This window comes from Streptomyces sp. NPDC059866 (assembly GCF_042731325.1).
Lineage (GTDB): Bacteria > Actinomycetota > Actinomycetes > Streptomycetales > Streptomycetaceae > Streptomyces > Streptomyces flavusporus.
In genome coordinates this window covers 140,963-155,482 of the sequence record NZ_JBHWJT010000001.1, presented here as the reverse complement: position 1 = coordinate 155,482, position 14,520 = coordinate 140,963, and the positions used below count along the sequence as shown (strand labels likewise).

Annotated in this window: 12 protein-coding genes; 8 read left to right on the top strand and 4 right to left on the bottom strand. The window is 72.3% G+C overall.

The genetic code is table 11. From position 1 onward, the window contains the following. Nucleotides 1–14: 14 nt before the first annotated feature. Nucleotides 15–929 carry a 4-hydroxy-tetrahydrodipicolinate synthase gene (dapA, locus tag ACFV7R_RS00735; RefSeq protein ID WP_385258243.1) on the bottom strand — a complete coding sequence of 305 codons (915 nt, stop codon included), beginning with the start codon at nucleotides 927–929 and terminating at the stop codon, nucleotides 15–17. A 175-nt stretch (nucleotides 930–1,104) separates the two neighbouring features. Here dapA and ACFV7R_RS00730 point away from each other — a divergent pair, with 175 nt between their 5' ends. From ACFV7R_RS00730 to ACFV7R_RS00705, 6 genes are all read left to right on the top strand, one after another. Further along, the gene (locus ACFV7R_RS00730; protein WP_276322797.1) at nucleotides 1,105–1,239 is read left to right on the top strand and encodes a hypothetical protein; all 135 of its coding nucleotides are present in this window, start codon (nucleotides 1,105–1,107) and stop codon (nucleotides 1,237–1,239) included. Beyond that, nucleotides 1,236–1,928: a hypothetical protein gene (locus tag ACFV7R_RS00725; RefSeq protein ID WP_385258240.1), complete on the top strand. Its 693-nt coding sequence runs from the start codon at nucleotides 1,236–1,238 to the stop codon at nucleotides 1,926–1,928. Before ACFV7R_RS00730 ends, ACFV7R_RS00725 begins: the two co-directional genes overlap by 4 nt. Before the next feature lie 23 nt (nucleotides 1,929–1,951). Continuing rightward, nucleotides 1,952–2,401, top strand: coding sequence for a phage holin family protein (locus tag ACFV7R_RS00720; protein ID WP_385258237.1), 450 nt, complete (start codon nucleotides 1,952–1,954; stop codon nucleotides 2,399–2,401). Further along, entirely contained in the window at nucleotides 2,398–2,958 is a 561-nt protein-coding gene (locus ACFV7R_RS00715; RefSeq protein ID WP_385258236.1) for a DUF3618 domain-containing protein, read from the top strand. Before ACFV7R_RS00720 ends, ACFV7R_RS00715 begins: the two co-directional genes overlap by 4 nt. 131 nt (nucleotides 2,959–3,089) lie before the next feature. Beyond that, nucleotides 3,090–3,719 carry an ArsR/SmtB family transcription factor gene (locus ACFV7R_RS00710; RefSeq protein WP_385258233.1) on the top strand — a complete coding sequence of 210 codons (630 nt, stop codon included), beginning with the start codon at nucleotides 3,090–3,092 and terminating at the stop codon, nucleotides 3,717–3,719. 17 nt (nucleotides 3,720–3,736) lie between these two features. Continuing rightward, a complete protein-coding gene (locus tag ACFV7R_RS00705) occupies nucleotides 3,737–4,477 on the top strand; it encodes an SRPBCC domain-containing protein (RefSeq protein WP_385258231.1) in 741 nt (246 codons plus the stop codon). Between the two features lie 13 nt (nucleotides 4,478–4,490). On the opposite strand, the gene ACFV7R_RS00700 is transcribed toward ACFV7R_RS00705, so the two are convergent. Beyond that, nucleotides 4,491–6,317 carry an endonuclease/exonuclease/phosphatase family protein gene (locus ACFV7R_RS00700; protein ID WP_385258230.1) on the bottom strand — a complete coding sequence of 609 codons (1,827 nt, stop codon included), beginning with the start codon at nucleotides 6,315–6,317 and terminating at the stop codon, nucleotides 4,491–4,493. Nucleotides 6,318–6,577: 260 nt separating this feature from the next. Here ACFV7R_RS00700 and ACFV7R_RS00695 point away from each other — a divergent pair, with 260 nt between their 5' ends. Together ACFV7R_RS00695 and ACFV7R_RS00690 are read left to right on the top strand one after the other, a co-directional pair. Then, complete coding sequence (locus ACFV7R_RS00695; RefSeq protein ID WP_385258227.1) at nucleotides 6,578–8,011, top strand: hypothetical protein; 1,434 nt, start codon at nucleotides 6,578–6,580, stop codon at nucleotides 8,009–8,011. Between the two features lie 158 nt (nucleotides 8,012–8,169). Continuing rightward, entirely contained in the window at nucleotides 8,170–9,618 is a 1,449-nt protein-coding gene (locus ACFV7R_RS00690) for an alkaline phosphatase PhoX (protein WP_385258225.1), read from the top strand. On the opposite strand, the gene ACFV7R_RS00685 is transcribed toward ACFV7R_RS00690, so the two are convergent. Both ACFV7R_RS00685 and ACFV7R_RS00680 read right to left on the bottom strand, forming a co-directional pair. Further along, nucleotides 9,584–11,905, bottom strand: a complete 2,322-nt coding sequence (locus ACFV7R_RS00685; RefSeq protein WP_385258223.1) for a protein kinase — start codon at nucleotides 11,903–11,905, stop codon at nucleotides 9,584–9,586. The two genes, ACFV7R_RS00690 and ACFV7R_RS00685, sit on opposite strands and share 35 nt — an antisense overlap. Then, nucleotides 11,902–14,160, bottom strand: coding sequence for a PQQ-binding-like beta-propeller repeat protein (locus ACFV7R_RS00680; protein ID WP_385258220.1), 2,259 nt, complete (start codon nucleotides 14,158–14,160; stop codon nucleotides 11,902–11,904). Before ACFV7R_RS00680 ends, ACFV7R_RS00685 begins: the two co-directional genes overlap by 4 nt. Nucleotides 14,161–14,520: the final 360 nt, after the last annotated feature.

Below are 14,520 nucleotides of genomic sequence, written 5' to 3'. Positions count from 1 at the left end.
GAACACCCTGACGGTCAGCCGGTGGCCGTCAGCCGCTCGTACTCCGCCAGCAGCCGGTCGGTCGCCGCACGGCCGGCGGGCCGCAGGGGTGGGCGGACCGGGCCGGCGGGCAGGTTCAGCGCGCTGAGGACGGCCTTGGCGGTGACCGTGCCGGGCAGGTCCGCGGACATCATCGCCTCGATGAGCCCGGTGGCCCGCTGCTGGCGGCGGGCCGCGCCGGCCGTGTCGCCGGCGTCGAACGCGTCCAGTACGGAACGGACATGACGCGGCGTCACATTGGCCACCGTGCTGATGCAGCCCGCCGCGCCCACCGCGTACAGGGCGAGGTTGTGCTCGTCGCAACCGGCGTAGTAGGCGAGGTCCGTGCGGGACAGCACCTTCTGGGTGCCGAGGAAGTCGTAGGAGCAGTCCTTGACCGCGACGATCCGCGGATGCCCGGCGAGACGGATGATCGTCTCCGGCTCGATCCGGGTGCCGGTGCGGCCCGGGATGTCGTACAGGACGACCGGCAGCCCGGACGCGTCCGCCACCTCGCGGAAATGCGCCTCGACCGCGTCCTGCGGCGGCCGGCTGTAGTACGGCGTCACCACCAGCACCCCGTCCGCGCCCGCCTTCTCGGCCTGAAGGGCGAGCTCGATCGTGTGCCGGGTGTCGGACGTCCCCACTCCCGCGACGACCGACGCGCGGTCCCCGACCGCTTCCCGGACCGCCCGCACGAGCGCCGACTTCTCCGCGTCCGAGGTGGTCGGCGACTCGCCCGTCGTGCCGTTGAGCACCAGACCGTCACAGCCCTGCGCCACCAGCCGCTCGGCGAGCCGCCCGGCGCCGTCGACGTCGAGTGCGCCCGACTCGGTGAAGGGCGTGATCATCGCGCAGAGCACGCGGCCGAAGGGAGGGCGGAGGTGGTGGGGTTCGTCAAGGTTCGTCATAGGAGCAGTCTCGGCAGCCCAACCGTTCAGCTCCACTTAATTCTTCTACGAGATATTGATAAGCGTTACTGCGAAGTGTGGGGTTTCCTGCTCCGGGGCCCTATGTCCAATGCGGCCCTCCTGGGTCACCATGGCCGGGACGGTCCATCACCGGACATGGGACATGGGAGGCGTCATGAAGCTCGGCAAGGCACTCGCCACCGGGGTCGCGGAAGAGCGGCCGGTCGTGCACGACGAAGAACTCGAACTCCCCGAAGAAACCAAGGACTTCGCTCAGGTCGCGCCCGAAGAGGTCCCGGCCGCGCGATGAGGTTGCGGCTTCCCGGGGAACGCCCGACGGAGCCGCCGACCGGATACAAGATCGCCCACCCGGTGCTGTCCCAGGACGGCACCCGGGCCGCCTTCACCGGCGTGTCGCTGGGCGGCGCGCTGCCGTACGGAGTCGTGGCCGACGCGTCCTGCGTCTACGGCCTGCGGCACGCGGCACCGCACCGCCGCTGCGACTGCGGCTTCCACTGCGTGCACGATCGCTCGGTGGCCGAAGGGCTGCTGTGCACCGCCGAGCACCGGGCGGCCGTCCTGCTCGAGGTCCTGGTGCTCGGCCGCTACATCCGGTTCGAGCGCGGCTTCCGCTACGCCCGTCAGCGGGTGCGCACGGCGACCGTCGGCCCCTGCGCCTGCGGTGCGACCGCCGTGGCGCTGGCCGACGCCGGCTGGGGCAGGCCCGGCTGGCACGCCCTCGCCCCCTCCTGCGCGGGCTGTCTGCGCGGCCGTACGTCCGTGTCCCTGGCCGGATTCGCCCGGCTGGCCGGGGACGGGCTGCGCGTGGCGGCCGCCGGCGGCGGCCGGGCGGGGCCGGCCGGGCTCGACGCGTCCGACGGGCTCGGCGTGCCCGAACTCGTCGCGGAGGCAGCCTTGTTGCAGGCCCGGCTCGACTGGTTCCAGACCCAGCTGGCACGGCTCGGCGAGCCCGGCAGCGGCAGCGCGGGGAACGGGTAGCGCGGGCCGGGCCGGGTACCCGGATGTTCCGAACCGAGAGGAGGCGGAACACCGTGACCGGGATCCCGGACGTCAAGCCCGTGCGCGACGAACACCACTCGGTGGGCGAACTCGTCGGCCAGGCATCCGAACAGCTTTCCCGTCTCGTACGGCAGGAAGTGGGCCTCGCCAAGGAGGAACTGGCCGAGAAGGGCCGGCGTGCGGGCCGCGGTGGCGGCCTCCTGGGGGCCGCGGGCGCCCTCGCCTACGCCGGACTGCTCGCCCTCGCCGCCACGGCCACCGCCGCGCTCTCGCTGACGCTGCCCGTCTGGGCCGCGGCGCTCATCGTCACGGCGGTGCTCTTCGCACTCGCCGGTGTGCTGGCCGTGGCCGGCCGCGCCCAGCTGCGCCGCGCGGTACCCCCCACACCCGAGGTGACTCTCGGCAGCGTCAGGGCCGATGTCGAGGAGATCAGGGAAAGGGCACATCGATGACACACAGGAGGACGCGCGGCACCGGCGGCGCCAAGGGGCCCGACGAGCTGCGCCGGCAGATCGAGCACACCCGCAGCCAGCTCGGCGACACCATCGAGGAACTGGCGGCCAAGGCGGACGTGAAGGGCCGGGCCATGACCCGGGCGGCCGACCTGAGGGACAAGGCGGGCGCGATGACCGTCCAGCTGCGCAGCACCGCCGCCCAGGCGGGCCACGCGGTCCAGGACCGGGCGACGCAGGTCGGCCATGCGGTCCAGGGGAGGGCGAGTCATGCCGGCCATGCGGTGCAGGGCAGGGCGAGTCAGGCGGGCCATGCGGTGCAGGGCAAGGCGGCGCACGTCGGCCACGCCGTGCAGGGCAAGGCGGCGGAGGCCAGCAGCGTGGTTCAGGGACGGGCGACGCGGGCCGGTCACGCCGTCGAGCGCCGTACGCCGCAGCCCGTGCGCACGGTCGTGCAGGCGGGGCTCCGGCACCCTCGGCCGCTGCTCGCCGCCACGGCCGCCGTCGCGGTGATCGCCGCGGCGGTGCTGCTGCGGCGACGGCACGACGGGCGGTAGGGGCGCGCGCCCAGGTTGAAGGCTGGTCGGTCGGCATGCCGACCGACCAGCCTTTCTACTGTGCTGGACTGAAACACGCCGAAAACTCAGACCGTCTGGACAAAAAAAGTTTTCGGTGAGACGGTGGACTCATGCTGGACGTGACCGTCATCGAGGACGCCGAGGCCGCAGCCGTCTCCCTGGACCCCACAAGGGCCCGACTGCTCGCCGAGCTCGCGGCCGGCCCCGCGTCGGCCGCCATGCTGGCCGGCAAGGTCGGGCTGCCGCGACAGAAGGTGAACTACCACTTGAAGGCCCTGGAGCGGCACGGCCTGGTCGAGCTGGCGGGGGAGCGCCGCAAGGGCAACGTCACCGAGCGGCTGATGCGGGCGACCGCCGCGTCGTACGTCATCTCGCCGCTCGCCCTGGCCGCCGTACAGCCGGACCCGGACCGCTTCCGGGACCAACTGTCCGCGCGCTGGCTGCTGGCGGTCGGCGCCCGGCTCGTGCGGGACGTCGGCACGCTGATCACCGGTGCGGTGAAGGCCCGCAAGCGGCTCGCGACCTATGCGCTGGACGGCGAGGTGCGGTTCGCCTCGGCCGCCGACCGGGCCGCGTTCGTCGAGGAGCTGACCGCCGGAGTCAGCGCGCTGATCCGCAAGTACGACGCCCCTGACGCCGAGGGCGGTCGGGACCACCGGATCGTCGTGGCCGTCCATCCCACGGTCAAGCCCGAGACCCACGAGACCACCCCTGAGATCCCCGAGACCTCCGAGAGTTGAGAACCCAGGAGCCCGTCATGTCCAAGGAATTCGAGATCGCCCGCGAGTTCGAGGTCGACGCCACGCCGGAGCAGGTGTGGGAAGCCGTCACGGAAGGAACCGGCGGCTGGCTGTGGCCGATGGAGCCGCCCGAGCCGCGCGAGGGCGGCAGGGGGCCCTTCGGGTCCACGATCCTCGCCTGGGACCCCCCGCACCGCTACACCAACCGGGTCGAGGACGTCGAGGGCATCTCCGAGCAGACCGTCAACCAGCTCGACTACACGGTCGAACCGCGCGACGAGGGCCGGCGCGCCTGGGTGCGGTACGTGCACAGCGGCATCTTCGTCGACGACTGGGACAACCAGTACGACGGCGCGAGCAAGCACACCGACTTCTATCTGCACACCCTGCGCCAGTACCTGACGCACTTCGGCGGCCGCCCCGTCGCCTTCACCACCTTCGACGGGCCCGAGGCGTCCGGCGCCCCCGATGCCCTCGCCACCGTCGGCAGGGCCCTCGGGCTGTCGGACGACATGGCCGAGGGAGCCAGGGTGAGCGCCCAGGGACCCGGCGGAAAGACCCTGGACGCGGTCGTCGACTACCGCAACCCCTACTTCATCGGGCTGCGTACCGACGACGCCCTGATCCGCTTCTTCGGGCGCAACCACTGGGGTTATGTGGTGGGCATCAGCGTCCACGACTTCGCACCGGACGCCGACGCAAAGGCGGCCGAGACCGCCTGGCAGGGCTGGCTGAAGGGGGTCTTCAGCCAGCCCTGAGCACCGGGGGTTGCTACGGGCGGAAGCGCAGCACCTGCGGGTCGTGGTCGCTGATCTGGTCGTGGAACTCGGCGTTGATGTGCACGCTGTCGTACTCGAAGTCGCAGTCGCGCCGGATCGAGGGGCTGATCAGGATCTGGTCCAGGACCTGGCTGTTGCCCTGGTAGACATACGAGTAACGCTCGCTCCTGGGCAGCGACTTGACCGCCGACCACAGCTCGCCGTCACCCTCGAGGATCTCGGTGGTGCCGGAGAACTCGAAGTCGTTGATGTCGCCGAGCGTGACGACGTCCGCGTTCTTCTGCGTGTCCAGGATCTCCTTGACGAACGCGTTCACCGCGGTCGCCTGGAGGTGCCGCTGGGTCTCCGAGCTGCGCGTCGGCGGCTGGTACTGCGCGGTCAGACCCTGGTCGCCGCCCTTGGAGTTGAAGTGGTTGGCGATCACGAACACCGTCTCGCCGCGGAAGACGAACTCGCCGACCAGCGGCTTGCGGCTGTTCGCCCACGCCGGGTTCGCCGGGTCGATCCGGCCCGGCGAGGCGGTCAGCCGCGCCTTGCCGTGCACCTTGGTGACACCGACGGCGGTCGCCGCGTCGCCGCCCGCACGGTCGGTGAAGGACACCCGCTCCGGGTTGAACAGGAACACCTGGCGGATGTTGCCGCCCGGCTCGCCGCCGTCGGCGAGGTCGACCGGGTCGACGGAGCGCCACTCGTAGGCCGGGCCGCCCGCCGCGACGATCGCGTCGATCAGCTTGGTCATCGTCCGGTCGGCGGCGACCGTGCCGTCGTTCTGGGCGCCGTTGTTGTCCTGGATCTCCTCCAGGGACACGATGTCGGGCGACTGGAGGTTGTTCACGATCGCGGCGGCGTGCTCCTCGAACGTGGCGTCCGTCGGGTCCAGGTTCTCGACGTTGTAGGTGGCCACCGCAAGCTCGCCGCGCCGCTGCTTGCGGGTCGTCTCGCGCTCCGGGCCGCCCTGCTTCAGTGCGCCGATCTCGTTGGCGACGAGCGTGTAGCCGCCGAACTGGTTGTAGTCCAGCGGGCCGGTCGTGGTGCCGGTGAGGGTGTCGCCGACGTTCGCGTCCGGGAAGTCGGCGGCCTTGCCGAGGGACTGGATCTGGAGGCGGCCGGTGTTCTGCGAGGTGTACGAGCCGTAGACGGTGCCCCCGTGGCGGCTGGTGTTCTCCCGCGGTTTCACCGTGACCCACAGCTCGGTGTACGGGTCGGTGGCGCCGACCACACGGGTGTCGGCGACCTGGACGTTCATGCCCTCCAGGGACTCGTAGAAGTCCAGGGCGTACTGCGCCGGCTGCAGGGTGAGGCCGTTGATCGAACCGTTCGCGGCGGTGTCGCCAGCCGGGGCGTACCGGGAGGGTACGGAGCGGGCGTCGACGACCGTCGGCGCCGGGACGGCGTTGCCGCCGGAAACGACCGTCACCGTCGGCCGGGTGATCTCCGTGAGGGCCTGGTTGCCGGAGGAGGTGCCGCCGGGGACGTACTCCGAGACCGTGCCCGAGACCGTCACCGAGTCGCCGACGGCGACCTTCGGGGTCGAGCCGGTGAAGACGAAGACGCCCTCGCTGGTGGCCGCGTCGTCGTCCGGGGTCGGGTCCTGGATCCAGAAGCCTCTCGACGACCCGTAGGTCCGCACACCGGTGACGATTCCGGCCACGTCCGTGACCTGCTGACCGGCGTACGGGGATATTCGGGTGCTGCCCTGGATGTCACGGATGCGCACGCTGTCCGCGTGCGCGGGCGAGGTGAGGACGACGACGGACGCCGCGGAGCAGACGGCGGCGACGGTGAGCGCGGCAAGGCGCGCGGAAGACTTGCTCGGCAACGGGATCCCCCCGGGGACATATGTGGGCGCTGGGACGAGGGTGGAGCATGTGCAGACATGGCGACGCGCGTAGAGAACAGGGAACGTAGTGAACAGTTGTCCTCCCGGTTTCTACGCGCGTCAATTTCCAGCCTGCGCGGGCCAGTTGTCAAGGTTTCGGCCATGTACGGGGCCTGACGAGGAGATGAACCGGGCGGCATCGGTGGAAATCCGTCTAGGCTGAGCGGCTGAGCCGTATGTCGCCCTAGGAGAACCTCCCGATGTCTGACAGCGCCCCCCTGCCGCCGGTCCGGCCGACCTCCGAAGCGGAGCTGGCGCGCGACGCGCTGTCCACGCCGCTGCTGTCCCGGGCCGCGCAGCTCGCCCGCTGGGCCGGGCCGGACACCCGCGTGGACGCCGGGGGCGGGCTGGTCGACGAGCAGCTGCCGGCCGCGGCCGAGGCGCTCGGGCTGAGCGGGGACGACGCCGCGGCGCCGGCGAGCGAGGCCTGGCGGGTGGCCGTGGACACCGGCCTCGTCGAGGTTGTCGACGAGGCGGCCGGCACGGTCGCGGCGGGCGCGGAGCTGGCCCTGCTCACCGGCGGTTCACCGCACGACGTGCTCGGCGTGTGGCTGGCCGCCCTGGAGACGGTGCTCGCCGACGCGAGCGTGCCCGACCTCGACGATCTGATCGACGCCATGGACGAGGGCGGCCGGGTCGACTTCTCCTCGCTGGACTGGGACCCGGAGGCGGAGGCCGAGTTCCTCGACGGGGTGCTCGGCAACCTCTACCTGCTGTCCGTCAGCGAGGACGGGCCGGGGCCGGCGCCCGTGCCGCTGCCCGTGCTCGCCGCGTCGGTGATCGTCCCCGGCGACCTGGCGGAGCCCACGAACGCCATGCTGGAGCAGGTGTCCGACGCGATGATGCGGCTGGACGACCGGTTCCGGCTGCTGGAACCGGTGGGGCTGGTCGAGTACCAGCCGGTCGACGACGCCCTGATGTCGGACACCGAGGACGCTGCCGACGAACCGTCCGCCCTCGACGAGACCGACGTCACCCGCTACGGCATGGTCCGGCTCACCCCGCTCGGCCTGTACGGGCTGCGGGCGCGACTGCTGGAAGCCGGCTTCGAGGCGCCCGCCGTCGGTGACCTGGCCGACAAGGGCGCCGACGCCCTCTTCGACGGAACGGCCGGCTTCGGGCCGAGCGCCGCACAGGCCGAGACCGAACAGTGGCTGGCCCGCCGTGAACCCCTCGCCGCCGCACGCGAGTTGCTGTCCGCGGCGCGCGGCAACGACTCCGGCGCCCCCCTGCGCCGGCTGCGCTGCCAGCAGGCCCTCTCCCTGGTCGGCACCGACGCCGAACCCGCTCTGCGGGAGGTCCTCGACGACGCCGAACTGGGCGGCCTCGCCCGGGTCTGGCTGACCGAGCACGGCTTCACGGACGTACCGCCCCCGTCCGAGGCGATGGTCTTCTGGCTCACCGTGGACACCCTCGCCGCCCAGCTCGCCGCCGAGGGCAACTCCGAGGAACTCCGCGCCCTCGTCGAGGGCCTCGCGCAGCAGCACAGTGGCTTCTTCACGGCGGCCTGGCGGGTCGACCACCCGGCCACCGCGGACGTCCTGGAGGCGATGGGGCGCATCCACCCCGACAAGAAGATCGCGAAGCAGGCCCGGAAGGCCGCGTTCAAGGCACGGTCCCAGCAGGGCGGCTGACGGCTGTCACAGCCTGTGACGGGGCGTACGGATTCACGGAAGCGAGCCCGGGGGAGTAGCCCGGTGTTCAACTCGCGTTCAGAACCGGGCGGAACCGTGGCGCCGACCGAGGTCCGCACGCCACCCTCCACGGCATTCCCACCGTCACAGGAGACACCATGTCGCTCACCCGCAGGGACTTCGCCAGAAAATCCGCGATCACCGGCGCCGGTGTCGCGCTGGCGGGCAGCGTCGGCGCCCTCGCCACCGCTCCGGGTGCCCTTGCGTCCTACGACACCGACAGCGCGGGGGAGGAGCCGGCGGACGCGTCCGGCGGGGTCGGCTACGGCCCCCTGATCCCCGACCCGAAGGGCATCCTCGCGCTGCCCGCCGGCTTCAAGTACCGCATCATCACCCACAGCGGGAAGACCAAGCTGGAGTCGGGCGAGTTCACCCCCTCCAACCACGACGGCACGGCCACCTTCGACGGCCCGCGCGGCACCACCCTCCTCGTCAACAACCACGAGCTGAAGGGCCCGCGCGCCAACTGGAAGTACCCGGTCCCGCTCACCGAGGGTCTCGTCTACGACCCCGCCGCCTCCGGCGGCTGCACGGTCGTCGAGGTCCGCCCCGACGGACAGGTCGCCGAATGGGTGGGCATCGCCGGCACCTCCACCAACTGCGCGGGCGGCAGCACCCCTTGGGGCACCTGGCTCACCTGCGAGGAGAACTCCGACCGGGCCGGCACCAACGGCATGACCAAGGACCACGGCTACGTCTTCGAGGTCGACCCCCGCGACCGGCGTGCCAACCGCGACCCCAAGCCGCTGAAGTTCTTCGGCCGTTACGACCACGAGGCCGTCGTCATCGACCCCCGGCGCGGCCACGCCTACCTCACCGAGGACGACGACGAGCCCAACGGCCTCTTCTACCGCTGGACCCCGCCCAAGGGCTTCGAGTACGGCCGCGGCAGGTTCCGCACCCTCGCCGACGACGCCGGCGTCCTGCAGGCGCCCAAGTGCTACAACTCCGGCGGCAAGTTCGTCGACGACCTCTCCCGCGCCACGAAGGTCGGCACGGTGTACGGAGTGGACTGGGTCGACGTACCGGACCGCGACGCCAGGACCGTGGCCGTGCGCAAGCAGTTCGCCGACGGTGAGATCACCCGCGCCCGCAAGCTCGAGGGCATGTGGTGGGGCGACGGCGGCGCGTACATCGTCTCCTCGTACGCCCGCGAGGAGAGCCCGGTGCAGCACGACGGGCAGGTCTGGTTCTACGACCCCAAGCGCCGCACGCTGACGCTGAAGGTCCTGCTCGGAGTGAACCCCGACCCCTCCGAGGACGGCGCCTTCGACGGCCCCGACAACATCACCGTCTCCCCGTACGGCGGCCTGATCCTCGCCGAGGACGGCGAGGGCGTCTCGCACCTCTTCGGCGCGACGGACAGCGGCCGCACGTACCCCATCGCCCGCAACGACCTGAACGTCGGCACCGAAGAGGAGCCGGAGTACAGCGAGTTCGCCGGCGTCACCTTCTCCCCCGACGGCCGGACGCTGTTCGCCAACATCCAGGACCCGGGCATCCTGGTCGCGATCACCGGTCCCTGGAAGCGGCAGCGATCCCGTTGACCGCGACGACCGACCCACGGCCGATGCGGGCGTACCAGCCGCTCGCATCGGCCGCGAGGCCGGTGATCGTGCCGTCCGGCGCCCAGTCGTCGCGCAGCGGCACCCCGTCCGAGAGGCGCAGCGCGGTGCACCTGCGTCCCGCCGCCGCGTAGACCGTGCCGCCCGATACGGCGGGCGGGCACTGCGCGGGGCCGTCGCCGAGCTCCCGCCGCCACCGCGGCCGGCCGGTGGCGGGATCCAGGGCTTCCAGGGTGCGGCCGTCCGCGGCCCAGTGCAGCAGCCGCCCTCCGGCGAGGACGGGGGAGCGGCCGCCACCGGGATGCGGCGCCCAGCAGGCGTCCAGGCCGAGAGCGGGACGGCTCCAGCGCACCGTGCCGGCGTCGGGATCCAGACCGTACAGCCGTTCTCCGGACAGCAGCAGCCCGGTGCCGCCCGCGCGGGCGGCACCGGGCTGCTGCTGTCCGGTGCCGCCCGCGCGGGCGAAGGCCGTTGCCCCCGGAGCCGCCGGAACCTCCGGCTCTCGTGCGCTGATCCGGCGGCCGTCACGTACGTCGACGAGGTGCAGGACTCTGCCGGTGGTGAGGACGGCGAACCGATCGGGCGGCAGAGCGCCGACGGCCGCCACATGGTCGCCCTTCCCCACACCCGAGTAGCGCCACCGCACCGTCCCGTCGTCCGCGAAGACGCACTCCTGTTCGTCGTATCCGTCCGTGAACAGCAGTGCATCGCCCGCGACTGCCGGACGGGGCCACTCGCCGTCCCCCTTGCGTTGCCACAGCAGCTGCCCGGTCCTGAGGGAGGCCCCGCGCAACAGGCTCTCGCCGCTCCCGTTCCGGGACAGCGTGACGAGGGTGGAGCCGGACACCGTGAACCAGAGAAGGGTCAGCAGTTCCTTCTCCACCGGTGTTCTGCGCTTGCCCGTTGCCAGGTCGAGGGCCTCGAGACCCAGATCGCCCGCGGTCAGCACACCGTCCACCACGCCCCAGGCCGTCGGGGCTTCGGCGAGGGAGCCGACGGCCCAGCGCCTGGTACCGCCCGCCGTCGTACGGAACTGGACCGTGCCGTCGGCGCTGACGCCGTCCTCGGTGCCGTGCAGCACGATCCCGCCCGCGGTCACCAGCATCGCGTCGAGCGTGCCCGACCCGGCCGAGAGGGTCCAACGCAGGGCTCCTGGCCTGGTGGAGCCCTTCTTCACCTCCCAGGCCGGTCCGGTCGACCGTTCACCCGCCGGCCCGGAGGTACGGCCCACCGCACAGGCCAGCAGCGCGACCAGGCCGCCGCCCCCGCCCAGCAGCAGACCGCGCCGGGTGAGCTCGCGGCGCCGGACCGCCCGCCGCGCCGCGTCCCGCGCCGCCTCGTCGACGACCGTCGGCACGACCACCGTCGGCCCCGGCTCGGGCACCGCGTCCGCGACGCCCGAGACCAGCGAGCGCAGCGGCTCCGCACGCCACCACAGGGGCGGGTTGCGGTCCGCCGTGCGGCGCAGCACCTCCGCCGGACCGGGCCGCCGCTCGGGGGACTTGTGCAGACACTGCGCGATCAGCTCCCGCAGCCCGCCCGCTTCCGGAACATCGATGAGGTCCGGCTCGTCGTGGACGACACGGTAGAGCAGCGCGGCCGCGCCACCGCCGCCGAACGGGCCCCGCCCGGACGCCGCGTACGCCAGCACCGCACCCAGCGCGAAGACATCGGCCGCTGCCGTGACCTGCATGTCCCCGGTGATCTGCTCGGGCGCCATATAGCCCGGTGTACCGATGACGTCCCCGGTCTCCGTGAGCGCGTGGGCGCTGACCAGCCGGGCGATCCCGAAGTCGATGACCCGCGGACCGTCACCGGTCACCAGCAGATTGGACGGCTTGAGGTCACGGTGCACGAGCCCCGCCGCATGAATGCTCCGCAGCGCCTCGGCGAGCGCGCCGCCGAGCGCACGTACGGCGCCGGGGGCGAGCGGTCCGGCCGCCACGACCGCCTGGCGCAGGGTGACGCCGGGCAGATAGGCGGTCGCCAGCCACGGCATCGGCGAGTCCGGATCCGCGTCCACGACGGGTGCCGTGTACACCCCGGTGACCGACCGCGCGGCCGCCGCCTCACGCCGGAACCGCTCCCTGAAGTGCGGGTCGGCAGCGAGGTGTTCGTGCACGGTCTTCACCGCGACGAGCCGCCCGCCGGGACTGCGCCCCAGATACACCTGCCCCATACCACCGGAACCGAGCCGCCCGATCAGCTCGTACCTGCCGAGCCGTTCGGGGTCGCCGGGGACCAGCGCGTCGCTCGTCGCCCCCCTCATGCCGACCCCGGCCCGCGGAACGTCTGCAGGGTCCTGCCGGTGGACAGATGCAGGAGACCGCCGCCCGCAGCCGCGATCACCTCGCCGCTCAGGCCGTCCGCCGGGACCGCCCAGGCCGGCTCACCCGTCGCAGCGTGCAGCGCGTGCACGCCCCACACCGGCCAGTCCCCCGACGTGCCGGGCGCCCCGTCCGGGTCCGGCCCGGCCACGTACAGCAGGCCGCCCTCCCGCAGCGGCGGTTCCTCCGCGCCCGCGAGGCCCCGCACGTCGTCGCGCCACCAGCGCTTGCCGCCGGTCGCCGCGTCGAGCGCGCCGACGCCCTCGCTCGTCGCGGCATGGACGAGACCGTGCGCGGCGGCAGGGGTGACCCCGGCCTGCCCCGGCGGTTTCGACCAGCGCACATGGCCCGTCGCCAGATCCACGCACTGCACTGCCCTCTGGGTGGCGTAGTAGCGCGTTCCCGTGGCGCCGCGGTGGGCCTCGGGGCGGGCCGCGCCGCCGCTGACGCGCGACTCGACCGTTCCCTTGCGTTCGCTCAGGACCATGAGCGGGCCGGTGGGTGGTGCATCACCCGTCATCGAGGTGGAGTTGAGGGCCAGAGCGAAGCGCCCGCCCGCCGCGTGCATCGCGATCACCTCGGCCGGGGTACCTGCCCGGAACCAGAGAGCCTCGCCGCGTGTGATGCCGTAGCCGTAGGCCCGCCACCGCCGGCCCTGCGCGGCGCGACGGGCCTGGATCGTGTCGTACGAGGCGTAGGTGACCAGGCAGACGGTCCGCTCCGAGACGACGAACGACGCATGGTCGCCGTCCGTCTCACCGTCCGTCTCGCCGGCCGCGGCCCGACGGTACGGGTTGTGGAGGATCGGGTCGGTCTCCCAGCGGATCTCGCCTGTGGCCGCGTCCAATGCGGCGATCCGGGTGGAGAACGAAGGGGTGAAGGCGTCCCCCTGGCGCAGGACGTACACCGTGTCGCCGCGCGGAACCAGGGCGGAGGCGTCCTCGAAGCGCCAGCGCAGTGAGTTGGTGACGGGGTCGAGGCAGGTGACGGTCCCGTCCACCTGTACGTAGAGGGCTTCTCCGTGGCGGGTCAGGGAACCCCCGTACTCCAGGGCGCCCACCTCTCTCGTCCACACGGAGGTGCCCTTCTTCCACGGACGGGGTGAGGCGGAGGCGGATCCCTTGCCGTCGGTGTCGTTCTCGTCGAGGAGGAACGCTGCCGTGGTGGCTGTGGCCGCGGTGGCCAGTGCGGCGCCGGTCCAGGTGAGCAGGCGTCGGCGTGACAGGCGGCCGAGGGCGTTGGCGGGGGTGGGCCTCGGGGAAGGGGTTTCCTCGACGGCGGTTTCCTCTGCCGTCTCCCCCTCCTCCTCTTCCTCGGCCGCTGCCACCCGCTCCGCGATCTCGTCCTCGTGGTTCCGGAGCACGGACGTGAACGCCGGGCGTTCCCACCACGGAGGCGTGGCCGCCCGCGTGGCGCACCAGGCCAGGATCTCGGGGACCGTCGGGCGGTCGTCCGGCGACTTGGCGAGGCAGCGTGTGAGGAACGCGTCCCACCGCGCGTCCGGCACGCCCAGCAGGTCGGGCTCCTTGTGCAGCGTCCGGTAGAGCACCTGGGGCGCGGTGCCCGAGCCGTGCGGACCGCGTCCCGTCGCGGCGAGTGCGAGCAGCGCGCCGAGCGCGAACACATCGGCGGCCGGGCCGGGTTCGGTGTCACGGGATATCTGTTCCGGTGCCATGAAGCCCGGCGAGCCGACGATTTCACCGGTGGCCGTCAGCGTCTCCTCGCCCGCCGCCGGGTCCATCACCTTGGCGATGCCGAAGTCGATGACCTTGGGCCCGTCGCCGGTCACGACGACGTTCGCGGGTTTGAGGTCGCGGTGCAGGAGTCCCGCCCCATGGACGGCGGCCAGGGCCTCCGCGAGCGCCGCGCCGAGCGCCGCGAGATCGCCGGAGCCGAGCGGGCCCAGTGCTGCGACCGCCTCGGAGAGCGAGGGACCGGCACAGTACTCGACCGCAAGCCAGGGCTGCCGGGCATCGGGATCGGCATCCAGCACCGCCGCGGTGAACGGTCCCTCGACGGCCCGCGCCGCGGCCGACTCGCGGCGCAGCCGCTCTCTGAAGCCCGGCTCCGCGGCCAGGTGCGCATGCACCGTCTTGACCACGACCAGCCGTCCGGAGGCGGAGCGCGCGAGATGGGCCCGGCCCATCCCGCCCTCGCCGAGTTGCGTGACGAGCCGGTACCCCGCGAGACGCACCATGGAGCGGCCTCCTCCTCGAACCTGTCGTACGGCACTCACGATGACAGCGACGATCAGTGCGACGCCTGGGAGGCACCGTGAGGTTGCGGCCTGCAAGGACCCCGCAAAAAATCCTTGGCATCGCCAACTCCCGCTCGCTTAGAGTCATTCCCGTCCAGGTGCGAAGGCAGGACCTGCTTCCCCTTCAATGGACACCACAACTTCATGCACGTTCCGCACCGTCCGGTGCGGTAACGCACCTCCCGGTGCGATGGCAGCGGCTACTTCTCTTCCAAAGAATCCACAGCCGCCGCCGACTTGATCTCGGGAGGCGCAGCTCATGGTGGGTGCCCGGTGCGCAGGCAACGGTTACTTCATCGG